Here is a 22,779-nt window from a genome sequence, read left to right on the forward strand (position 1 = left end):
GGCTGCGATAGCTGGAGGCGCATTGGGGTTCACGCCTAGAATCGCGGCACATCCAAAGGAACGAGAGCAATTCGATGTTGATGGTGATTTCACCAGCCAAGACTCTGGACTACGACACCCCTCCCGCGACCCCGCGCCATACGCTGCCCGAACATCTCGATCAAGCACAGCTGCTCATCGACCAGCTGCGCGAGTACTCGCCGGCACAGGTTGCCGAACTCATGCACCTGTCCGACAAGCTGGCCGCACTCAACGTCGCCCGCTTCGGAAGCTGGAATGCCGATTTCACCCCCGACAATGCCAAGCAGGCGCTGCTCGCGTTCAAGGGAGACGTCTATACCGGGCTCAACGCCGACGACTTCAGCGAGCACGACTTCGACTTCGCCCAGCAACACTTGCGCATGCTCTCCGGGCTGTACGGCGTGCTGCGACCGCTGGATCTCATGCAGCCCTATCGTCTGGAAATGGGCACCAGGCTGGCTACCGCCCGCGGCAAGGATCTCTACGCTTTCTGGGGCGAACGCATCAGCCAATGGCTCAACGAGGCGCTCGCCGCGCAGGGTGACGCAGTGCTGCTCAACCTCGCCTCGAACGAGTACTTCGGTGCCGTGAAGCGCAAGGCGCTGGAAGCCCGGGTGATCGATGTCGACTTCAAGGATCTGAAGAACGGCCAGTACAAGATCATCAGTTTTTACGCCAAGAAAGCCCGAGGTCTGATGGCGCGCTATGTGATCAAGGAACGCATCAGCGATCCGGCGCTGCTGCTGCAGTTCGATTACGACGGCTATCGCTACAGTGAGGCGCACTCCTCCACCGACCGTCTGGTCTTCCTGCGCGACAACCCGCCGACCTGAGGCAACCGTCCCACCAAACCGCTCTGGGCTGCCGCTGCCGCGAGCAGCCCCGGAGGCGGCCCATCGACACTGTCGAAATCTCGCCGATCAATGGTTCGCCCACGGGGAACTAACTCTCGGGCAGCACAATCATAAGCGCGTACCAACTCCAGACCGGAAAGGGACGTCGCACATGAAAGTGCTCAGGGTCTTGATAAATGACCGCCCGGCAAGTGCCCGTGGCGTACGGACAACGACAGCAGCGCTGTCACGGCGAGCGGCAGTGGCGAGGATGTCCACCGCCGCTCCAGCCAAGCGCACAGCCCACGGGGCTGTGCCTTCGATCCGCAAGTGCGGCAGGCAACCCGATCACAACAAGTCGACGGCAGCCGTTCCTCGTCGACGACGCCCAGCCCGCACGGCCATCCAGACGGTATCCGGATGGCTTCTTCCTACTGCCAGCGCCACCGCTTCCGCGCGTCGGGAGCCGTTTGGCCATCTGCGGACTAGCCAGTACCGGCAGGTTTCAGCAATCGGGGCATGAGCCTCGGGGGAGCGGTCAGTCGCGCCCACGGGCCTCGCTTTGCCCGGCGCTCGCTGATCTTCAGCCATTCGGTACAGCTGCTGTGCCGACGAACAAGCAGAACGACCTTCGTACACGTTTCAGGAGAAGCAACATGATCCCGGTAATCCTTTCAGGCGGTAACGGCTCCAGGCTCTGGCCCCTGTCGCGCAAGCTGTTCCCCAAGCAGTTCCTCGCAATGACCGGCGAACAGACGCTGTTCCAGCAAACCGTGGAGCGCCTGGCTTTCGAGGGCATGCAACAGCCGCTGCTGGTGTGCAACAAAGAGCACCGTTTCATCGTCAAGGAGCAGCTGGCGGCGCGCAAACTCGGCGTTCAGGGCCTGATGCTCGAGCCGTTCGGCCGCAACACCGCGCCGGCCATCGCGATGGCCGCGATGAAGCTCACCGAAGAAGGCCGTGACGAACTGCTGCTGGTATTGCCGGCCGACCACGTTATCGAAGATCAACGAGCCTTCCAGCGCTCGCTGGCGCTGGCCACCAATGCCGCGGAAAACGGCGAGATGGTGCTCTTCGGTGTACCGGCCACTCGCCCGGAAACCGGTTACGGTTACATCAAGTGCGACCCGCAGCGCCGCGGTACCCTGCCCGAAGGCATCGAGCGAGTCAGCCAGTTCGTCGAGAAGCCAGACGAAGCGCGCGCCCAGAGCTACGTCGAATCAGGCGACTATTTCTGGAACAGCGGCATGTTCCTGTTCCGCGCCAGCGTCTTCCTCGAAGAGCTGAAGAAGCACGACCCGGATATCTATGACACCTGCTGGGCGGCGCTGGAACGCAGCATTCGCAACGGTGAGGAAATTCTCATCGACCCGGCGACCTTCGCCTGCTGCCCGGACAACTCCATCGACTACGCGGTCATGGAGAAGACCGACCTGGCCTGCGTGGTGCCGATGTCGGCGGGCTGGAGCGATGTCGGCTCCTGGTCGTCGATCTGGGACGTGCACAGCAAGGACGACGACGGCAACGTGTTCAAGGGTGACGTCATCGCCGAGGACACCCGCAACTCGCTGATCTACGCCACCGACAAGCTGGTGACGGTGCTCGGGCTCGAGGACGTGGTCGTCGTCGAAACCAAGGACGCGACCATGGTTGCGCACAAGGACAAGGTGCAGGACGTCAAGAAGCTCGTCGCCAAGCTGGACGCGCGCGAGCGCAGCGAAACCCAGAATCACTGCGCCGTCTACCGCCCATGGGGCTGGTACGACTCGGTGGACATGGGCGGCCGCTTCCAGGTCAAGCGTATCTGCGTGAACCCTGGCGCCAGCCTGTCGCTGCAGATGCACCACCACCGCGCCGAGCACTGGATCGTGGTGTCCGGCACCGCGCAGGTGACCTGCAACGAAAAGACCTTCCTGCTGACCGAAAACCAGTCCACCTACATCCCGGTAACGTCTGTCCACCGGCTGGCCAACCCGGGCAAGATTCCGCTGGAAATCATCGAAGTCCAGTCGGGCAGCTACCTCGGTGAAGACGACATCGAGCGCTTCGACGACGTCTATGGCCGCGCCGAGCAGAGCGCAGAAGCGAACGTCGCGCGCTGATCGACCCGCCTGAACGAGCCCGCGCCTGTCGCGGGCTCTTTTTTGTCAGCCATGCCCGGGTTGCGCATAATGGCCAGTCGCTTGCATGAGCGGGCTTCGCATGTCGGGCCGCTACAAGCGCATGGCCCGAGCACGCCGCCTTCGGTAGCTGACTGGCCGCATTTCTCGATTTACCGCAGTGAGAGACAGGATCCGCTAAGTGACAAAGGAAGAATTACGCAAGGAGCTGGAGCGCCAGGCGCAGCGCTACCAGGACATTTATGGTGGCGAAGTGACGACCTATGCCGCTCACGCCGCGCCCGAACGCAAACCCTGGCGCAAGAAGCCCAGCGTGCAGGAGCAAGCGTTTCAGCAAGAGCTACGCAAAATGGAGCAGGATCGTTACGCGGACGAGGACGCCACGCCGCAAACCTGACCGGCGCAGCCGCGATGCTTCAGCGCTTGCGCCCCATTAGCGAGCCTAGAAGGCCGTTGAAAAAAGCCAGAGCCCGCCTGGCTCTGGCAAAATGGCGACTATCCTCTTCTGCCGAAGCCAGCCCAAGCCGATGCGTGGACTCGACCTCAAACAAAACGAGCTTTTCAGCTATACGACACTGGAGCAGCGCATCCCGAATGATCACCCGCTGCGTCCACTGCGCGAGCTGGTCGATGCCGTGCTGGCGTCGATGGACCAGGACTTCGACAGGCTGTACTCCACCTTGGGACGGGCCTCGATTGCGCCGGAGCGCCTGCTGCGCGCCTCGTTGCTCCAGGTGATCTACACCATTCGCTCCGAGCGGCAGTTGGTCGAGCAGATTGATTTCAACCTGCTGTTTCGCTGGTTCGTCGGCTTGTCGATGGACGAGCGCATGTGGGATCACTCGACCTTCAGCCAGAACCGCGACCGGCTGTTCAATCAGGATGTAGCGCGCCTGTTCTTTCAGCGCATCAAGTCCCTGGACGAATGGTCCGAGTACGCCAGCGACGAGCATTTCAGCGTCGATGGCACGCTGATCGACGCCTGGGCCTCGCACAAGTCCTTCATCAAGAAGGACGGCGGCGACCCACCGGAGGATGGCACGCGCAACCCCGATGCCGACTTCAAGGGCGAGAAGCGCAGCAACGCGACCCACCAATCGACCACCGATCCTGAAGCCAGGTTGGCACGCAAGAGCAATGGCGATGCCAGTCGCCTGGCGCACATGGCCCACACGATGATGGAACACCGCAACGGCCTGATCGTGGATGTGGAATGCACCGAGTTCAATGGACGTGCCGAGGTGGAGGCGGCCCTGGAGATGCTCGAGCGCACGGCCAAGCCGGGCAGCACGGTGGGGGCGGACAGGAATTACGACCAGAAGCGTTTCGTGCAGGGCGCGCGCGAGCTGAAGGTGACGCCGCATGTGGCGCAGAAACGCAAGGGCAGTGCCATCGACGGTCGCACCACGCGGCACCCGGGGTACGCCACCAGCCAGAAGATTCGCAAGCGGATCGAAGAAGGCTTTGGTTGGCTGAAGACGGTTGGCGGCCTGCGCAAGACCAAGCTGATCGGCCGCGCCAAGCTGAGTGCCCAGTTGCTGCTGGGCTTCTCGGTCTACAACCTGATCCGATTGGGGAGCCTGTCGGGTTGGTGGCGAGGCTCGCATGTATAGGGCAAGGTGCGCCCGAAAACGCCGAAAGGCGTGAAAATGGTGCTGAAACCGGTCAAAAAGGCCAAAATCCAGGCCTTTTGCGGCCTCCGTTAGCCCCAATCGCTTGAAAAAGCGTCACCCCGAACGGGTTGGGGCAGTCGAGGCCGAATTTTTCAACGGCCTGCTAGAAGGCCGCGCACCAGTTGACGGCCGAGTTGGCTAGCCGCCTGGTTAAGCGCACTTCGGATCACCTTGCCAGCGAACTCGCCGACCTGATCGCCAAGCTCGCTCGACCGAGCGGGCCCGGTATCGGCCTCGGGCGCTCGCTGGGCCGCCTGCTGCGCACGAGCCGCCAGGATCTCGTAGGCCGACTCACGGTCGATCGGCCGCTCATAGCGCCCACGCAGCGGCGAGCGCGCCAGGATAGCCGTGCGCTCCTGCTCGCTCAGCGGGCCAACACGCGACTGCGGCGGCGCCACGAAGACCCGCTGTACCACAGCCGGCATGCCCCTGGACTCCAACCCGCCGACCAGCGCTTCACCGATGCCGAGCTGGGTCAGCACCTCGAGCGCGGAGAACTCGGGGTTGGGGCGAAAGCCATCGGCAACCGAACGCAGCGCCTTTTGCTCACGGGTGGTGAATGCGCGCAAGCCATGCTGCACGCGAAGGCCGAGCTGGGCGAGCACCGGGTCGGGCAGATCCGCCGGCGACTGGGTGACGAAATAGACGCCCACGCCCTTGGAGCGAATCAGCCGCACCACCTGCACCAGCCGCTCCTGCAGCGCCTTGGGCGTATCGCCGAACAGCAGGTGCGCCTCGTCGAAGAACAGCACCAGCAACGGCCGATCGGAATCGCCGCGCTCCGGCAGTTGTTCGAACAGCTCGGCCAGCAGCCAGAGCAGGAACGTCGCATAGACCTTTGGCGCTTCGTGCACCAGCCGCGAGGCATCGAGCAGATGGATACCGCCTCGCCCATCAGCGGCCGGTGCAAGCAGATCCTCAAGCTGCAGCGCCGGCTCACCGAACAACGCTTCGGCGCCCTGCTGCTCGAGCGTTGCCAGCCGCCGCAACAGCGCCTGGCACGAGGCGCCGGTAACCAGCGCCGCATCCTCGCCGAGCACCGCCGGGCTCTGGCGCAGATAGCCGAGCAGCGCCTTGAGGTCCTTGAGGTCGAGCAACAGCAGGCCTTCACGGTCAGCGACCTTGAATGCCGCATACAGCGCCGCCTGCTGGCTGTCGGTCAGCTCCAGCAGATTGCCGAGCAGCAAGGGGCCCATCTCGCTCAGCGTGGTGCGCAACGGATGACCGCTCTGCCCGTACACGTCCCACAGCGTGACCGGATAGGCCTGTGGGTGGTGCGCCAACCAGGGCATGCTGGCGATGCGTTCGGCAATCTTGCCCTGCGGTTGGCCGGCAGCGCCGAGCCCGGAGAGATCGCCCTTGATGTCGGCGGCGAACACCGCGACGCCGGCATCGCTGAACTGCTCGGCGAGCCGTTGCAGTGTCACGGTCTTGCCGGTGCCGGTGGCGCCGGCGATCAGACCATGGCGGTTGGCCAGACGCAGCAGATGCGTATTGGCCTGCCCCGAGGACTCTGCGCCAAGCACCAGGCTATCGGTTGTATCCATGTCATCCCCCTGATCAGAGCGTGCGCAGGTCACTCGGCCTCGCGCCGGCGCTGCGCCTGCAAGGCTTCCCAGAGTTCGGCTGCCTGTGGAAAGTCGGTTCCCAGGCGCTCGTCCAGCGCCTGCGGATCGTAGCGCTGGGTACAACCGCTGCCGATGATCGGTGGCGCCTCGGCGGTGGCCTGGTCGAGTGGATGCTTCATCGATACCCAGCCGTCATACCAGCCGTCAATTGAAGACCAGCGTCCGGTTGCTGTGGACCAGCACGCGATCCTCCAAGTGATAGCGCAAGCCGCGCGAGAGCACCATCTTCTCGACGTCCTTGCCCAGTCGCACCATGTCCTCGACGGTGTCGCGATGGCTGATGCGCACGACGTCCTGCTCGATGATCGGGCCGGCATCCAGCTCTTCGGTAACGTAGTGGCAAGTCGCGCCGATCAGCTTCACGCCGCGCAGCGACGCCTGGTGATACGGCTTGGCACCAACGAACGACGGCAGGAAGCTGTGGTGGATATTGATGACCCGCTGCGCGTATTCCTCGCACAGCTCCTGCGGCAGGATCTGCATGTAGCGCGCCAGCACGATGACGTCCGCGCGGTGCTCGCGCACCAGGCTTGCCACTTCGGCGAACGCTTCCTGCTTGCGCCCCGCTTCGACCGGTACATGGAAATAGGGAATACCATGCCACTCGACCATGCTGCGCAGGTCGTCGTGGTTGGAGATCACGCAGGGAATGTCGCAATCCAGCTCGCCGCTATGCCAGCGGTGCAGCAGGTCGGCCAGGCAATGCGACTCACGGCTGGCCATGAGCACGACGCGCTTGCGGCGATCCGAGTCGGTGATGCGCCACTCCATCGAAAACTCACGCGCAATAGGTGCAAAGGCCTGGCGAAAACCGTCCAGGTCGAAGGGCAGCGAGTCCGCACGGATTTCGTGGCGCATGAAGAACCAGCCACTCTGGTGGTCGGAGTGATGGTTGGCTTCGGTGATCCAGCCGTTATAGGTGGCCAGAAAGTTACTGACCTTGGCAACGATGCCAACGCCATCGGGACAGGCGATAACCAGCCTGAAAGTGCGCATCCGAAAACTCCTGCTCGCATGGAAACGCGGCATTCTAGCTCAGCCGGCAAAAGCGCGGCCATTGGCGAAATAAACCCACCGCCCGTGTGCGTATGCTTGCTGAGAACGGACGAACAACCCTGACAAAATGCCGGGTGCAGCCAAGTTTCACTAAGTTCGCCATGACCGAGGCGCGAGCCGAGTGCGGAGAAAACGATGGGGCCGTTGAACAAAGCCCAACAGCCAATAACCGGAAACATATCGAGCGAATAACGGCTTTGTTACGACTTCATTCGAAAATAACGGGCTCAACTATATTTACTTTGCCTGAAACCGCCGACTATGATTCACCCACTTGCGTACAACCTATATCCAAGGAAGCAAAATGTCCCTGATCAGCGAATACCGCGCAACGGAAGAAGCCATCAAGGAACTTCAGGAGCGCCTGAAGTCCCTCTCGGCAGATGACAAGTTGAAAAAGGAGCTCGAGTTCGAAGGCAAACTGCGCGAACTCATGGGCGAGTATCAGAAGTCGCTGCGCGACATCATCGCCCTGCTCGATCCGGACGCTGCAAAGGCCGGCAAGGTACAGCGCGCGGCAAAGGCCACTCCGGCCCCCAAGCGTGCTCGTCGCGTCAAGCAGTACAAGAACCCGCACTCGGGCGAAGTGATCGAAACCAAGGGTGGCAACCACAAGACGCTGAAAGAGTGGAAGGCCAAGTGGGGTTCGGACACCGTCGAAAGCTGGTCCACCGTACTCGGTTAATCCGCTACGGAAGTACCGCAGCCGCGCCAGCGAGCAATCGGGCGCGGCTTTTTATTGCTTCACAGGCCATAGCGGCTTTGCAACTGCGCCGCATGCTCGCGCCAGCATTGCAAAACAACGGCCTGCTCCGGTGTCGCCTGCTCCAGCAACTGACCCAACGTCTGCTCAAACTGGGCCAGCGTATTGGGCGCTCCGAATTCGGGTTGCAACAGGCGGTGACGGCAGAAGTCGTGCCAGTGCAGCCGTTCCTGTTCGCTGAGACTTTGCGGAAAGTTGCGGGCCCGATACCGAAACAAAAGCTCGCCAAGGCGTATGTCATCAAACATCCATTGGCGGCCTGCGCATTCCTCGGCAGTTGCTAGGCGAACCTGTTCGCATAACCGACGGTCGCGCTCACCGAGAAAACCATCGTAGAGCTGCTGCTCCGGGTCTTCGCAGGGTTCATAGCCCTCCTGCGCATATATCGCAGCGAACTTGCCCTGCCATTGTTCGCGGCGTTCACAGAGCATTTGCGCCCGGCGCTGATAAAGCGGCAGGTCCAGCTGCAGGCGCTGAACGTCGATATCCCGCAATACGCTCAATGGCGCCAGCACCGGGCAACGATTGACATGCACCAGCTTGAGCGGCGTCGGCAGCTCGTTTTCGGCAAGCTCCTCGCGGCGCGTATAAAGACGCCTGCGCAGGGTCTCGCCTGATTCGTCCCACAACGGCGAGGGATCGGCGTGCAGGTCGCAGACGATCAAGGCGTTGCGATTGGATGGATGCCACGCCACGGGCAGCACCACGGCCATGAAGTGTCGCTGAGCCGAGAAACGGCCGGACACATGCACCAGCGGCTTGAACAGTTCGATCTGGTCGAGCACCGCATGCTTGCGCCGCAGCCGGAACAGGTAGTCGTACAGCCGCGGCTGTGCATCGCGAATCAAGCGCGCCAGAGCGATGGTCGCGCGTACGTCGGACAGGGCGTCGTGCGCATGCAGGTGCTCGAGCCCGTTCGCCGCCGTGAGCCGTTCGAGCTTCAACGAGACGCGCCCCTCATCCTGCGGCCACTGAAGCCCTTCCGGGCGCAGCGCGTAAGCGGTCCGCACCAGGTCGATGAGGTCCCAACGGCTGTTGCCGCCCTGCCACTCGCGCGCATAGGGATCGAAAAAATTGCGATACAGGCTGTAGCGCGTCATCTCGTCATCGAAGCGCAGGTTGTTGTAGCCGGCGCCGCAGGTACCGGGCTGCGCCAGCTCCTGATGCAATCGATGCATGAACTCGGCCTCGCAGAGTCCCTCGCGCTCGAGGACCTGCGGGGTGATGCCGGTGACCAGGCACGCCGCCGGGTGCGGCAGGATATCGTCCGACGGCCTGCAAAAGAGGTTGAGTGGCTCGCCGATTTCCTCGAGCGCCTCGTTCGTACGGATACCGGCCACCTGCAACGGCCGGTCGCAACGGGGCGATATGCCGGTGGTTTCGTAGTCGTACCAGAAAATGCTCGATTCCAAAGCGCGTCCCTCCTCGTCAGGCGCGGCAGTCTAGCAGCAGCCCGGAATGCCGGGGCAAACCGGCACGGCCGATAGTGCGCGCCCTTTCGCATCAAGGCGGGCGTGACGATTGCCGCCAGCGAAAGCTGCGCATAGCATCGTCGCTCGCTGTTTACGATCGAGCCTTTCCATTGACCGCAGCCTGCTCCCAACCGGTGCTGGACAACCGCTACCGGGTAGAGACGCCCGAGGGCATCGACCTGCTGCTGCGTCCGGCGGGGCTGGTTCCGCGTGCGCTCGCCTTTACCGTGGACCTGGCCTTGCGCGGGCTGATCCTGCTCGCCCTGTTCTTCGGCTTCGGCCTGCTCGGCAAGCTTGGCATCGGCCTCGGTGCGCTGTGCCTGTTTCTCGTCCAGTGGTGGTACATGGTGCTGTTCGAGGTATTCAACCAGGGCCGCACCCCCGGCAAGCTCTGGCTAGGTCTCGAGGTGATCCACGATGACGGCACGCCGGTCGGCTGGGCGGCATCGCTGACGCGCAACCTGCTGCGTTTCGTCGACATGCTGCCGCTGGGCTACTTTCTCGGCACGCTCTCGTGCCTGGCTCATCCACAGTTCCGGCGACTTGGCGACATCGCCGCAGGAACGCTGGTGGTTTACCGCGACCGCCCCGCCAAGCCCCGTGCAGCCCTCCAGGCGGCACCGCTGCAAGCCCCCGTGGCGCTCGAGCAGGACGAGCGGCGCGCGATCATTGCCTTCGCCGAGCGCGGCGACCAGCTCTCCGGCGAGCGGCGCCGCGAACTGGCCGCACTCCTGGCAGAGCCGCTCGGCTGCTCGGCGGGGCAGGCCAGCGAGCAGCTGGAGGGGATCGCCAGCGGGCTGCTGCTCGGCAGTACGCGTCAGGCTGCGTTCGAGGCCGCGCACGAAGCGCAGTGGCAGGCCTTCGCCAAGCGCCTGGCGCAGACCGGGGAGCGGCGATCTGCAGCGTTGCAGGATTTTCCGAGCGCCTATCGCCGCCACTGCCAGCAGCTGGCGCTAGCCACCAGCCGCGGCTACAGCGAAGGCCTGCTGACACGTCTGCGTCAGCTGGCGCTGGCAGGGCACCGGCAGCTCTACCGACATCGCAGCCCCCTGCCCGGCCGCCTGCTGGGCTTCGTCCTTGCTGGCTTCCCGGCCCTGGTGCGCCGCCAGCGCCGCAGCGTGCTGCTGGCCAGCGGCATCTTCTACGGGCTGCTGCTGATAAGCGGATGGCTGGTGCATCTGTTTCCGGACCTGGTCTTCACCGTGCTGCCCGCCGAACAGGTTGCCGACATGGAGGCGATGTACGATCCCGACGCCACCCGCCTCGGGCGCTTCGGTGAGCGCGGCTCGGCCGACGACTGGGCGATGTTCGGCTTCTATGTGATGAACAACATCGGCATCGCCTTTCAGACCTTCGCCGGCGGCCTGCTGCTTGGCCTCGGCAGCCTGTTCTATCTCGTCTACAACGGGCTGGTCATCGGCACGGTCGCCGGCCATCTGGGCAACATCGGCTATCAGCTGCCTTTCTGGTCGTTTGTCATCGGCCACGGCGCGTTCGAGCTGACCGCCATCACGCTCGCTGGTGCCGCCGGCCTCGGCCTGGGCCAGGCACTGATCGCGCCGGGCCGGCGGTCCAGAAGCGAGGCCCTGCGCCAGGCGGCCGCCATCAGCGTACGCTTGGTGGCCGGCGCCATGCTGATGCTGCTGCTGGCCGCGTTCATCGAAGCCTACTGGTCGTCGATGACCTACCCCGCCCCGGCCCTGAAATTCGCCGTGGGCGCCGCGCTCTGGCTGCTGGTGCTGCTGTACTTCTGCCTGGCCGGACGGAGCCGCCATGCGCCTGACTGAAACGACCATGGCGGTACGACCGCGCAGCAACTGGGAAGCGCTGGATATCGGCACACTTCTGGCCCGTCGCCACGCATTCGTGCTGCTCGCCGGCTGGGCCTCGATCACCCTGCCGATATTCGTGCTGCTCAGCCTGGCGTTCTGGGAGCAGCCCGGCGTTGCCGTGCTGCTGTTCTGGTGGCTCAAGCCGCTGTTCGAGCGCCTGCCGCTGCACGTGCTCTCGCAGGCGTTGTTCGGCGAGGCCCCGAGCTTGCGCCAGAGCCTGCGTGCCTGGCCCGGCCTGCTGCGTCACCAGTGGTTGCCCAGCCTGACCTGGCGCCGCCTGAGCATGACGCGCAGTTTCGATCTGCCAGTCCTACAGCTCGAACAGCTGGCCGGACGCGAGCGAAGCCGGCGCCTGGCAACGTTGCACCGCCACAGCGCGCGTACGGCGCGCTGGCTGACCCTGGTCGGCGTCCACCTCGAAGGGCTGCTCTGGCTGGGGCTGGCGGCGTTGCTGTTGCTGCTACTGCCATCTCAGGCATTGCAACAGCTGAGCTGGCAGGAGCTGCTGCTGGGCGATCACGACTGGCTCTGGCTGGAGCACCTGTCCAACCTGCTGTACGTGCTCGGGCTGATCATCTGGGAGCCGATCTACGTCGCCTGTGGCTTCAGCCTCTATCTGAACCGCCGCACCCGGCTCGAGGCCTGGGATATCGAACTGAGCTTCCGGCGCTTGCGCCAGCGATTGCTGCCTGGCCTGCTGCTCGCGCCGTTGGCGTTCTCGTTGTGCCTGGCCGGCGCGCCCGATCGCGCGCTGGCCGACGACAGTCCTGCGGCGGCCCCGTCGCTGGCGAGCCCGGCCGACGACCCGCTGAGCCGCGATGCCGCCAGCGAGCGGATTCAGGCGCTGCTCGAGCAACCACCGTTCCACCAGCACGAGACGGTGACTCGCTGGCGCCTCGGCGACGAGCCCCAGTCCCCTTCGACGGGCTGGCTCGACCACTGGTCGCTCGGCGGACTTCGCCCGTTCGCCGAGCAGTTGGCGACTGTCGTCGAGGTGCTGTTCTGGACGCTTCTGGTACTAGGGGTTGCCGCGCTGGCCTGGAGGTACCGCCAGTGGCTGCGCGTGTTCGGCTGGCGCCCACCAGCGAATGCTGCGGCGGCCGGCCCGGAACGCTTGCTCGGCCTGGAGATCGCCCCGCAGAGTCTGCCGGACGACGTTGCCGGCGAGGCCGAGCAGCTCTGGGCCGAACACCCGCGCGCCGCCGTCAGCCTGCTCTACCGCGCCTTGCTCAGCCGCCTGCTGCACGACTACGGCCTGCCGCTGCATGCCGCCCATACCGAGACCGAAGTATTGCAATGCGTACAGACCCTCGGCGCGCCGGAACTGAGAGCCTACACCGACACGCTCACCCGGCACTGGCTGCGCCTGGCCTACGGCCACCTGCCTATCGGGGCTGACGCACGCGACCAGCTCTGCGGCGGCTGGCGGGCCCTGTTCGAAGGCGCGCGACCGTCATGAAGCGTCGGCTGCCGATCTACCTCGCCCTTGCCGCCCTGGCCCTGCTCGCGCCGTATGTCGCGACGCAGCTGCAGTTCTACGAGCAGAGCGTCGACAAGGGGCCCACGGCCGAAGCCCGGCGCAATCCGTATCTCGCCGCCGAGCTGTTTCTGCGCGAGTCCGGGATCGAAGTCGAACGTTTCGGCGGGGCGGGCCGTCCGGACCAGCTGCCGACACAGGCTCACACCCTGCTGTATCTGGCCGACCGCAGCCAGCTGACCGCACGGCAGAGCGAGCGCCTGCTGCAGTGGGCCGAGCACGGCGGGCATCTGGTGTTCGTTGCCGAGCGGCTCTGGGACGAAACCGCGGGCCGCAGCGGCGATCTGCTGCTCGACGGGCTCGGGCTGCAGCAGTACCAGAGCGAGGCCAAAGACGCCGGCAAGGGCGATCCGCATGCCGACCCGGGCGACCCCGAGCACGACCCGCAACTGACCCGCCTGTTCCTGCAAGGGCAGAATCGTCCGGCCTACCTGGCCTTCGATACCGACTTCCACCTCTACGACGCCGGCAACCGTGCGCATGCCTGGGCCAACAGCGCCGCGGCCACGCACATGCTGCAGCTCAGGCACGGGCAAGGCCTGGTCACGGTGCTGACCGATGCCTGGATCTGGCAGAACGACCGTATCGCCGAATACGATCACGCCTGGCTGCTCGCCTACCTCAGCCAGAACACCCGGGTCACCCTCGTCCAGCGCAGCGAGCCGACAGGGCTGCTGGATGCGCTGCTGCGTCATTTCCCCGAAGCGCTGCTCGCCCTGGCTCTGCTGCTGGTGCTTGGCCTCTGGTACCTGGCTCGTCGTGAAGGGCCGGCGCTGGCCGCACCCTCCCCCCAGCGCCGGCGCCTGCAGGAACATCTCTACGCCAGCGCCGCCTTTGTCCGGCGGCGCTGTGGCGAACGCGCACTGCTCGAAACCCTGCAGCACGACATTGCCCAGCGCGCCACGCACCTGCATCCCGGCTTCGAGCAGCTCGAGCAGACAGCGCGACATCAGGTACTGGCCCAGCTTTCGCGGCTGCCGCTCGAGGCCGTCGAGCAGGCCATGCGCCTGGACGATGCCCGCCGCCGCGGTGCGGTCGACTTCACCCGGCAGGTCGAATCCCTGCAACGACTCAGGAATGCCTTATGAGCGAATCCGATAGCCAACCCACCTACGCTGCCGAAGAGGCCCCCGTCGCCCAGACGCCGCGTCAGCGCGCCACTCTGCTCGCCGGAGCTCTGCGCGAGGAACTGCGCAAGGCGGTGATCGGCCAGGACGAGGTGATCGAGGGCGTGCTGACTGCCCTGCTTGCGGCCGGCCACGTGCTGGTCGAGGGCGTCCCCGGGCTCGGCAAGACGCTGCTGGTGCGTGCCCTGGCGCGCTGCTTCGGCGGCGAGTTCGCACGCATCCAGTTCACCCCTGACCTGATGCCCAGCGATGTCACCGGGCATGCCGTGTACGACCTGGGCAGCGAGCAGTTCAAGCTGCGCCGCGGCCCGGTCTTCACGCACCTGCTGCTGGCCGACGAAATCAATCGTGCGCCGGCCAAGACCCAGGCCGCCCTGTTGGAAGTGATGCAGGAAAGGCAGGTCACCCTGGAAGGCCGCGCGCTGCCAGTGCCCCAGCCGTTCATGGTCATGGCCACGCAGAACCCGATCGAGCACGAGGGCACCTATCCGCTGCCGGAAGCCGAGCTGGACCGTTTCATGTTCATGCTGCGCATGGATTACCCCGCGGCGGACGAGGAGCTCACCCTGGTACGCCAGGTCACCCGTTCGGCCCGCGCCGACATCCTTGACGTCAGCGCGCTGCAGGCACGGCTCTCGGCGCGCGACCTCCTGGCGATGCAGAAGATCGCTGCCGACCTGCCGCTGGACGACCAGGTGCTCGACTATGCGGTACGCCTGGCTCGCGCCACCCGCGACTGGCCCGGCCTCGCGCTCGGTGCGGGGCCGCGCGCGTCGATCGCGCTGGTTCGTGGCGGCCGCGCTCGGGCTCTGCTTCGCGGCGGCGACTTCGTCACGCCGGATGACATCAAGCGTTGTGCCCTGGCGGTGCTGCGCCATCGCGTCCGGCTGGCACCGGAGCTGGAAATCGAAGGGCTGACGACCGACCAGCTGCTGCACCAGCTGCTCGACCAGGTCGCAGCACCGCGTGCGTGACGACCGAGTCGCGCCCATGCGCCAGTTTCTGAACCCGACCCGAAGCCTGCTCGCGGCGCTCGGCGCCCTGCTGCCGGCCGGCATCGCCCTGGGCGCCCTGGAAGCACTGGAACGCTCGCCGGGCCAACACTGGCACCTGCTGTGGTGGGGGGCGTTGCTGGCGCTGGCGGGCGTCGCGCTGGTGGATGCACTGCGGCTGACGCGGCTGGCGTCACCGCGCTGCAGCCGCTCGCTTCCCGCCCGGCTGGCACTGGGACGCTGGACAGAGGTCGAGCTGAACCTGGCCTCCGTGGAACCTCGCGCGCTGCGCGTGGAGGTGCATGATCACCCTCCGGCCGGTCTCGATTTCGCCGGGCAACCACAGGCCCTGACCCTCGACGCACACGGCGCGGCCCGGCTGCGCTACCGCATCCGCCCCGAGCAGCGCGGGCGCATGCGCTTCGAGCGATGCGAGATCAGCCTGCGCAGTCCATTCGGCCTCTGGCGCAGCCGGCGCCTGTTGCCGCGGGTGGACGAAGCCCGCGTGTACCCGGACTTCACCCGGCTGCACGGCGCCGATTTTCGCGGCCTCGAGGAATGGCTCGCCCGACTGGGTGTGCATCCGCAGCCGCGCCGGGGCCTGGGGCTCGAATTCCATCAGCTACGCGAGTACCGCGACGGCGACACCCTGCGCCAGATCGACTGGAAGGCGACGGCGCGCATGCACGCACCGATCACCCGCGAATACCAGGACGAACGTGACCAGCAGGTACTGCTGATGCTCGATTGCGGGCGCCGGATGCGCAGCCAGGAAGACCACCTTTCGCATTTCGACCATGCGCTCAACGCCAGCCTGCTGCTGGCCTATGCCGCGCTGCGCCAGGGTGACGCCGTCGGTGTTGGCACCTTTGCCTGCGAGACACCGCGCTTCGTCGCGCCCGGCAAGGGCAGCCGGCAACTGGGCATCCTGCTCGACAGCCTGTACGACGCCAGCTGCAGCCTGCAGCCGGCGGACTACCTGGACGCAGTCGACAGGGTGCTGCGCCATCAGAAACGTCGGGCCCTGGTGATTTTCATCAGCAACCTGCGCGACGAGGATGATGATCAGCTGCAGCCGGCCCTGGCACGCCTGTCGCAACGGCATCGGGTGATGTTCGCGAGCCTGCGCGAGGAGGTGCTCGAACAACTGCGCCAACAGCCGGTCGAACGATACGACGATGCACTCGCCTATTGCGGCACGGTGGCCTACACCCATGCGCGCCAGGCACAGCTGCGCAGCCTGCAGGCACGCCGGGTGCCGATCGTCGAGGCACGCCCGGCGGAGCTGGGGCCGGCTCTGGTGCAACGTTACCTGGCGATGAAACGCGCCGGCGCGCTCTGAGTCACTGCTAGACGCCTTGGCAGCAGCCCTTGTCGGTCGAAGCACCGGACGGCGGAACGAAGGGCCCCAGGGCGCCGGGGCGGAAGCTGAAGTAGTGATGCAGGGCATCGATCATGTCGCGAATCTCCGGCGACGGGGTAATCAGGGCGAACCCCGTGTCGTAGCTGCCGGGCGTGACATCCTCGCGTGACCAGAGGCTCATGGCGCTGAAATCCACGTAATGGATCTTGCTGTCCTGGCCGGGCACCTTCAGGCGCATCTCGAAGCGCTGCGCCAGCATCATCGGATAGCGGCTGATCAGCATCAGCCCCCCTTCGGAGAGATTGCCGATGAAGCCCAACGGCCTGTCGGTGTAGCGGTTGAAGACATTCAGGTAGTACGGCAGTTGATGCCGTTGAATGCGACGCTGGTTGCTCATGTCATCGAATCCCTGGCCTACGGCGCACCGCGGCCACGGGACGATCCGTCAGCGACAGCGCTGCTGGATGCGAGTGGCCAGTTGACGTCGTGCTGCCTCTATTTCGCTCTCACTGTAGTAGACCCGCTCACCCTCTGCATTGTTGCGAAAGTAGCGTCCGCCGAGCTGCAGGCGCGCCAGTCGCTCCTCGAGCACCTTGCATTCCTGCTCGCGCTCGGCACGCTCGGCAGCGGCGCTGGCCGCGGCCTGGCGGTTTTCCTGGCGACGCGCATCGAAATAGCGCTCGCTGCGCCGTTCACGCTCGAGGGTTGCGGCGTCACGTTCGATCACCTGCGGTTTCACCTCGACCGGCGTCGCACCCGCCACCGGCTGCTGGCTGAAATGCACCCGGCCCTGCTCGTCCGTCCAGCGATAGATCTGCGCCTGCGCCAGCACCGGCGACAACGCAAGGATCAGAACCCAGCTACGCATGCTTCCCTCCTGGAGGCCGTGGCCGACCGGTCAGCGCGCGACCGGATGCGGAACCGCTTGTTCACCTGGGCGATAGTGCCCCAGTTGACGCAGCGTCTCCAGCCGAGCCGCGGCTCGATAGGCATATTCGCTGGTGGGGTACTGAGCCTGGATGAAGCGATAGGTCTCTGCGGCATCGACGAACAGCCCCTGGCGCTCCAGGCACTGGCCGCGCAACAGCGAGATTTCCGGCTGTACGCCGGGCCGCACTCGCTTGAGCCGCTCGGCCTGCGAAAGCGCCAGCTGCGCGCCGCCACAATCGCCGGCCTGATAACGGCCGTAGGCCTCGTCCAGGTAACGGTCCAGGGCATGCCGGCTGCTGCAGCCGGCGCTGGTCAGGGCAAACACGAGAATGATCAGGATGCGCATGAGATGTCCTCCGTGCCGGCTTATCGGCCGTCAATGGCGGAACTGCAGGCAGACGGCAACGGAAAAGGGTAGTGGCCCGCTGACGATGACTACAGCAAAACAGCGTAGTAGCCTGCCGCTCATCAGAAGAAGGAGCCTATGAATGACCCTGCGTCGCACCAAGATCGTCGCCACCCTCGGCCCGGCCAGCAGCTCGCCGGACGTGCTCGAGAAAATGATTCTCGCCGGCCTGGACGTTGCCCGCCTGAACTTCTCGCACGGCTCGCCGGAAGAGCATCGCGCCCGCGCCAACCTGGTCCGTGAACTGGCCGCCCGGCATGGTCGTTTCGTGGCGCTGCTCGGCGACCTGCAGGGGCCGAAGATCCGCATCGCCAAGTTCACCGACAAGCGCATCGAGCTGAAGGAAGGCGACCAGTTCCGTTTCTCCGTGACCCATCCGCGCGACGCGGGCACCCAGCAGGTGGTCGGTATCGATTATCCGGACTTGGTCAAGGACTGCGGCATCGGTGACGAATTGCTGCTCGACGACGGCCGCGTGGTGATGCGCGTGGACAACGCCACCGCCGACGAACTGCACTGCACGGTGCTGATCGGCGGCCCGCTGTCGGACAACAAGGGCATCAACCGTCGCGGCGGCGGCCTGACCGCTCCGGCGCTCACGCCCAAGGACAAGGCCGACATCAAGCTCGCAGCCGACCTTGAACTCGACTACCTGGCGGTTTCCTTCCCGCGCGATGCGGCAGACATGGAGCTGGCCCGGCGCCTGCGTGACGAAGCCGGCTCCAAGGCGTGGCTGATCGCCAAGATCGAACGCGCCGAAGCGGTCGCCGACGACGAGGCCCTGGACGGCCTGATCCGCGCCAGTGACGGCGTCATGGTGGCGCGTGGCGACCTTGGTGTGGAAATCGGCGACGCCGAGCTGGTCGGCATCCAGAAGAAGATCATTCTGCATGCACGTCGCAACAACAAGGTGGTGATCACCGCGACGCAGATGATGGAGTCGATGATCCACAGCCCGATGCCGACACGCGCCGAGGTGTCCGATGTAGCCAACGCGGTCCTCGACTACACCGATGCCGTGATGCTTTCGGCCGAAAGCGCTGCCGGCGAATACCCGGTCGAGGCGATCAAGGCGATGGCCCGCGTTTGCGTCGGCGCGGAAAAGCACCCGACCAGCATCAAGTCCGGTCATCGTCTGGGGCAGAGCTTCAGCCGCTGCGACGAAAGCACCGCGCTGGCGGCGATGTACACCGCCAACCACTTCCCCGGCGTCAAGGCGATCATCAGCCTGACCGAAAGCGGCTACACGACGCTGATCATGTCGCGCATCCGTTCCTCGGTGCCGATCTTTGCCTTCACTCCGCATCGCGATGCCCAGGCGCGCGTCGCCTTGTTCCGCGGTGTGCAGACCATCCCCTTCGACCCGGCCGCACTGCCGGCCGACAAGGTGAGCCAGGCGGCGGTAGACGAGCTGGTCAAGCGCAACATCGTCGAGCCGGGCGACTGGGTGGTCCTGACCAAGGGCGACAGCTACCACGACTCCACTGGCGGCACCAACACCATGAAGATCCTGCGCGTCGGCGATTCGCTGATGTGATCGCGAGGCGTAGAAAAAGGTTCATCGCGCTTTCCCGGGGAAGGCAGCCTTGATTTTCAGAAAGAAGTATTCCGAGTCCCGGAAACCATAGGCCATGCGCTTGATCACCTTGATGCGGTTGTTAACCCCCTCAAGGACGCTGGTATGCATGTGGAAGTGGGCACTGGCAAGGATGCCTCGGGCGTATTTGCGCAGGTTGCGAGCAAAGCGTTGCAGTGGCGCGAGGCCGCTCTCGCGAGCATGCCGCAGCCAGGTTCGCCAGCGCCGCCAACCCTCTCGTACGCTGGGGGCGTACCAGACATCCTTCAGCGCATCCTTGAGCACATAGACCGTAGCCAGCGGCTGGTTGGCAGCGAGCAGTTCCTGTAACTGCACGGCCTGTCCGGCCTTCAGGTTGTCGCGATTGCGCAGCAGCAGCCAACGACTCTGCTTGACCGCCTTTCGTGCCAGCTTGTCTTCGCGCAGAAGGTTGGCCTGGTCGACCCGGATACGGTCGATCACATCCCGCCCGTAGCGCGCGACGACGTGAAACAGGTCGTACACCACTTCGGCCTGCGGGCAATGCTTTTTCACCTCCAGGTCAAAAGCCGTGTTCATGTCCATAGCCACCGCCTCGATCTGTTGGCAATGCTCGCCGAGCAATTCAAAGAACGGGCGGATCGACTCACGGCTGTTGCCGTGGCCGACCCACAGCACCCGTGTTCGCTCGGCATCCATGATGACCGTGGCATAGCGATGCCCCTTGTGCAGGGCGAACTCGTCCATCACCAGGCGGCGGACACCATGTGAATCGAAGGTGCCTACCTCGGCTTGCAGGCGTCGTTTATCGAGCGTCTTGAGGGTGTGCCAGTGCAGGCCGGTGAGCTGGCTGACGTGGCTGATCGGCAGCCGCCGCAGCAAGCTTTCGAGCCAGACCCGTAACCGCTGGGTTAGGCGAGATGCAGGCTCCAGCCAGTCGATCCGCTCGGTCACCCGACCACAGTTCAGGCAATCGACTCGGCGCACTGGAAGTTGAAGCAGGACGCGCTGATCGAACAGATCACGATCACGCACCAGACGAATCCGGCGCTCGTGAATCAACGGGCTGAGCTGACCACAACGCCCGCATTTGGGCACTGAACCGGCTTGAGGCTCGAGTTCAATCAGAAGGAAGTTGTTGGCGGATGGGCGGCAGGCAACGGCGTCATAGCCTGGCCAGAAAGCGGCAAGATCAATAGGATGCACGGCGACAGCAGGGACAGGTGAAGGGTGTGTTTGGCGACTGCCAATTTACCTGCTTCCCTGACTGTCAACTCGCTCTTCCCCCAGAGTCTGCGAAGAACCTAGAAAAAGGGGCTCCACGGAGCCCCTTTTTCTACGCCGGAGCTTCGTTGCGCCCGACGAAGCAGTCGCTGAACAGCTGCCGGCGCGGCAGCCCGGCGAGAAACAGTCGCCGGCTTGCGGCCTCGACGAACCCCGGGCCGCCACAGACCAAGGCAATCTCGCCACGCGAGGCGATGCGCAGCGCGCCGAGCCGTTCGCCCCATTCGGAGGTGGTCAGCAGACTGAGCTCGATGTCCGGGTGGCGTTCGGCCAGCGCCTGCAGGGGAGCGGCGAAGTAATGCTCAGCGTGGCTCACGGCGATGAGGCGGATCGGCGCCTCGTGGCCCTGGCGCAGAGCCTCGCGCAGTATCGCCCAGAGCGGTGCCAGACCGGTGCCGGCAGCCAACAACAGCAACGGCTGGCGAACCCACTCCGGATCGTAGTGCAACGCACCGCCGTGCCGCTCGCCAAGCGCCAGCCGGCTGCCGACCCTGACCCGGCGCAGCGCGTCAGCGAACGCACCCGGCTTGCGGCAGTCGATGTGGAATTCGAGAGCTGTATCCTCGTCCGGCAGGCTGGCGAACGAGTACGGACGCGCCACGCCGTCGAGCCAGAGCAGCAGATGCTGACCAACGGCATAACGCAGCGGTCGCGCCGGTTGCAGACGCAGCTGCAGGACCTCACCGGCCAGCCAGTGGCAGCTCTGCACGGTAGCAGGCACGCCATCGACGAGCGGATCGAACAACGTAACGGCCAGATCACCGGCCATCCGGCACTGGCAGGCTAGACGCCAACCCTGCGCATGACGTTCGGAATCCAGCGCCTGGGGCTGCGCGTCCTCCGGCTGGCCGGACGTGCATTGCACGAGACAGGCGTGACAACTGCCGGCACGACAGCTGTAGGGCACGGCCATGCCCGCGGTATTCAGGGCGTCGAGCAGATTGGTGCCCTCCTCGACCTGCCAGCGACGGCCGCGGCAACTCAGTTCAGGCATCGCTGGCCGCCCAGGAGGTTTCGCAACGATTACGCCCGGCGCGCTTGGCCCGGTACAGCGCCTCGTCGGCGCGCTGCAGCGCCTCATCGAGCCCGTCGCCCGCCTCCATCAAGGTCAGCCCGATGGACAGACTCAGCTCGCCGCGCGCAATCGTGCTGTCCAGCGGCTCGGCCTGGGCGAATGCCTCGCGCAGGCGCTCGCAACAGCCGGCGAACTGCTCGGCGTCGGTGTCCGGCAACAGCAACACGAACTCTTCGCCGCCATACCGCGCCAGCACGTCGCCGTCGCGCAGGCAGGCTCGCGATACCGCGGCGAATGTCTGCAGGACGCGGTCACCTGCGGCATGTCCGTGCCGATCGTTGATGCGCTTGAAATAGTCGAGGTCGATCAACGCCAGGCCGATCTGGTGCCCGCGGCGCAAGCGGTTGAGCTGGGTTTCGGCCAGGCGCAGGAAGTGGCGACGGTTGAACAGCCCGGTCAGCTCGTCGGTCGACGCCAGATCCTCGAGCTGGCGCATCATCCCGCGCAAGGTGTCCTGGTGCGCCTGCAGGGCCACCCGTCGTTGCCGCATGCGCTGGCGCAACCGGTAGATATGGCCGACGAACAGACACATCCAGACCAACGCCACCAGCAGCACCGCGCCCTCCAGCAGCGCGAGCTCCGGCCGGTGCAACCGTTCGAGCAGCAGATCGGTGAGCGTCACCGCGAGAAAACTGGCGAACGCGAGCGCCGCGTATCGCATGAAAATCTTTGGTGGCAGCGGCACCGCGAACATCAGCACCAGCAGGTACAGAATCAGCAGCGAACCGCGCGCCTCGCCCAGGTTGGCGAGAAAATAGGTGAGCCAGATGAGCGCCACGGTGACCTGCAGCTCGGTCAGGCTGGGGTCCTTGAACTTCAGGTTCAGACCGCTCTGGAACATCCAGAAAAAGCCGAGCTGGCTGAGCACGATCAACGCCGAACAGATCACGGCGCTCTGCACCGAGGCCTGATAAAACCCCGCGGCAACCGTCAGCCAGGTGAGCATCAGCGCCAAGCCATAGGTGCCTGCCGCCATGGCGAATCGCTTGGTGACCAGCTGCTGCAGAGCGACCTGATCCCTTTCGTTACGCCCCATGTTCATCGCGCTCCATCCGGGTGCGCCGCTGCACCGCGATCGCTGGTAGCCCTGTCGCCGACCTTGGCCTGCATTT

21 protein-coding genes and 1 pseudogene are annotated in these 22,779 nt (G+C 65.1%); 12 read left to right on the plus strand and 10 right to left on the minus strand.

Translation table 11 applies throughout. The features are described from left to right. The first annotated feature begins 74 nt into the window (after positions 1-74). From yaaA to CL52_RS15330, 4 genes are all read left to right on the plus strand, one after another. Positions 75-854 carry a peroxide stress protein YaaA gene (yaaA, locus tag CL52_RS15315; RefSeq protein WP_043221602.1) on the plus strand — a complete coding sequence of 260 codons (780 nt, stop codon included), beginning with the start codon at positions 75-77 and terminating at the stop codon, positions 852-854. Positions 855-1,510: 656 nt separating this feature from the next. After that, positions 1,511-2,956, plus strand: a complete 1,446-nt coding sequence (locus tag CL52_RS15320) for a mannose-1-phosphate guanylyltransferase/mannose-6-phosphate isomerase (protein WP_041104227.1) — start codon at positions 1,511-1,513, stop codon at positions 2,954-2,956. Positions 2,957-3,155: 199 nt separating this feature from the next. After that, positions 3,156-3,371: a hypothetical protein gene (locus CL52_RS15325; protein WP_043221604.1), complete on the plus strand. Its 216-nt coding sequence runs from the start codon at positions 3,156-3,158 to the stop codon at positions 3,369-3,371. 130 nt (positions 3,372-3,501) lie between these two features. Next, positions 3,502-4,587 (plus strand): IS5 family transposase, encoded by a 1,086-nt coding sequence (locus CL52_RS15330; RefSeq protein WP_043221605.1) that lies wholly within the window; start codon positions 3,502-3,504, stop codon positions 4,585-4,587. A gap of 152 nt (positions 4,588-4,739) precedes the next feature. Here CL52_RS15330 and CL52_RS15335 read toward each other — a convergent pair whose 3' ends face one another. Genes CL52_RS15335 through purU form a run of 3 tightly spaced genes read right to left on the minus strand, consistent with a single transcriptional unit; the run spans position 4,740 to position 7,271 of the window. Next, the gene (locus CL52_RS15335) at positions 4,740-6,194 is read right to left on the minus strand and encodes a helicase HerA-like domain-containing protein (RefSeq protein WP_043221608.1); all 1,455 of its coding nucleotides are present in this window, start codon (positions 6,192-6,194) and stop codon (positions 4,740-4,742) included. A gap of 29 nt (positions 6,195-6,223) precedes the next feature. Then, positions 6,224-6,394, minus strand: a complete 171-nt coding sequence (locus CL52_RS21370; RefSeq protein WP_165562881.1) for a hypothetical protein — start codon at positions 6,392-6,394, stop codon at positions 6,224-6,226. Between the two features lie 25 nt (positions 6,395-6,419). After that, the gene (gene purU, locus CL52_RS15340; RefSeq protein ID WP_041104221.1) at positions 6,420-7,271 is read right to left on the minus strand and encodes a formyltetrahydrofolate deformylase; all 852 of its coding nucleotides are present in this window, start codon (positions 7,269-7,271) and stop codon (positions 6,420-6,422) included. Positions 7,272-7,635: 364 nt separating this feature from the next. Here purU and mvaT point away from each other — a divergent pair, with 364 nt between their 5' ends. Further along, a complete protein-coding gene (mvaT, locus tag CL52_RS15345) occupies positions 7,636-8,016 on the plus strand; it encodes a histone-like nucleoid-structuring protein MvaT (RefSeq protein ID WP_041104219.1) in 381 nt (126 codons plus the stop codon). Between the two features lie 59 nt (positions 8,017-8,075). On the opposite strand, the gene sbcB is transcribed toward mvaT, so the two are convergent. Next, complete coding sequence (gene sbcB / locus CL52_RS15350) at positions 8,076-9,506, minus strand: exodeoxyribonuclease I (protein WP_043221610.1); 1,431 nt, start codon at positions 9,504-9,506, stop codon at positions 8,076-8,078. Between the two features lie 170 nt (positions 9,507-9,676). Between sbcB and CL52_RS21530 the strand changes: the two are divergent. The 6 genes and pseudogenes from CL52_RS21530 to CL52_RS15375 all read left to right on the plus strand — a co-directional run. Then, positions 9,677-10,369, plus strand: a pseudogene (locus CL52_RS21530) (RDD family protein); the annotation flags it as partial. Next, on the plus strand, positions 10,367-11,353 hold the full coding sequence (locus CL52_RS21535; protein ID WP_043223241.1) for a stage II sporulation protein M: 987 nt from the start codon (positions 10,367-10,369) through the stop codon (positions 11,351-11,353). The pseudogene CL52_RS21530 and the gene CL52_RS21535, both read left to right, overlap by 3 nt. Continuing rightward, on the plus strand, positions 11,340-12,857 hold the full coding sequence (locus CL52_RS15360) for a DUF4129 domain-containing protein (protein WP_043221612.1): 1,518 nt from the start codon (positions 11,340-11,342) through the stop codon (positions 12,855-12,857). Before CL52_RS21535 ends, CL52_RS15360 begins: the two co-directional genes overlap by 14 nt. After that, positions 12,854-14,023 (plus strand): DUF4350 domain-containing protein, encoded by a 1,170-nt coding sequence (locus tag CL52_RS15365; protein WP_043221614.1) that lies wholly within the window; start codon positions 12,854-12,856, stop codon positions 14,021-14,023. The genes CL52_RS15360 and CL52_RS15365 overlap by 4 nt, the downstream gene beginning before the upstream one ends. Then, positions 14,020-15,036, plus strand: coding sequence for an AAA family ATPase (locus CL52_RS15370; protein ID WP_043221616.1), 1,017 nt, complete (start codon positions 14,020-14,022; stop codon positions 15,034-15,036). The genes CL52_RS15365 and CL52_RS15370 overlap by 4 nt, the downstream gene beginning before the upstream one ends. Positions 15,037-15,064: 28 nt before the next feature. Beyond that, positions 15,065-16,396 (plus strand): DUF58 domain-containing protein, encoded by a 1,332-nt coding sequence (locus CL52_RS15375; RefSeq protein ID WP_043223245.1) that lies wholly within the window; start codon positions 15,065-15,067, stop codon positions 16,394-16,396. 7 nt (positions 16,397-16,403) lie between these two features. On the opposite strand, the gene CL52_RS15380 is transcribed toward CL52_RS15375, so the two are convergent. From CL52_RS15380 to CL52_RS15390, 3 genes are read right to left on the minus strand one after another with little or no spacing between them, the layout of a single operon-like run. Beyond that, a complete protein-coding gene (locus tag CL52_RS15380; protein ID WP_041104209.1) occupies positions 16,404-16,814 on the minus strand; it encodes a PilZ domain-containing protein in 411 nt (136 codons plus the stop codon). Positions 16,815-16,862: 48 nt separating this feature from the next. After that, entirely contained in the window at positions 16,863-17,285 is a 423-nt protein-coding gene (locus tag CL52_RS15385) for a DUF4124 domain-containing protein (protein ID WP_043221618.1), read from the minus strand. A gap of 30 nt (positions 17,286-17,315) precedes the next feature. Further along, positions 17,316-17,693 (minus strand): tetratricopeptide repeat protein, encoded by a 378-nt coding sequence (locus CL52_RS15390; protein ID WP_043221619.1) that lies wholly within the window; start codon positions 17,691-17,693, stop codon positions 17,316-17,318. 142 nt (positions 17,694-17,835) lie between these two features. On the opposite strand from CL52_RS15390, the gene pyk reads away from it, so the two are divergent. Next, positions 17,836-19,290, plus strand: a complete 1,455-nt coding sequence (pyk, locus tag CL52_RS15395; protein ID WP_043221621.1) for a pyruvate kinase — start codon at positions 17,836-17,838, stop codon at positions 19,288-19,290. Positions 19,291-19,311: 21 nt separating this feature from the next. Here pyk and CL52_RS15400 read toward each other — a convergent pair whose 3' ends face one another. The 3 genes from CL52_RS15400 to CL52_RS15410 all read right to left on the minus strand — a co-directional run bounded on the left by CL52_RS15400 (position 19,312) and on the right by CL52_RS15410 (position 22,709). Further along, complete coding sequence (locus tag CL52_RS15400) at positions 19,312-20,514, minus strand: ISL3 family transposase (protein WP_074519829.1); 1,203 nt, start codon at positions 20,512-20,514, stop codon at positions 19,312-19,314. Between the two features lie 130 nt (positions 20,515-20,644). Continuing rightward, a complete protein-coding gene (locus CL52_RS15405; RefSeq protein WP_043221624.1) occupies positions 20,645-21,586 on the minus strand; it encodes an iron-sulfur-binding ferredoxin reductase in 942 nt (313 codons plus the stop codon). Next, positions 21,579-22,709, minus strand: coding sequence for a GGDEF domain-containing protein (locus CL52_RS15410; RefSeq protein ID WP_041104192.1), 1,131 nt, complete (start codon positions 22,707-22,709; stop codon positions 21,579-21,581). The genes CL52_RS15405 and CL52_RS15410 overlap by 8 nt, the downstream gene beginning before the upstream one ends. Positions 22,710-22,779 lie beyond the last annotated feature (70 nt).

It is taken from the genome of Stutzerimonas balearica DSM 6083 (assembly GCF_000818015.1).
Taxonomy (GTDB): domain Bacteria; phylum Pseudomonadota; class Gammaproteobacteria; order Pseudomonadales; family Pseudomonadaceae; genus Stutzerimonas; species Stutzerimonas balearica.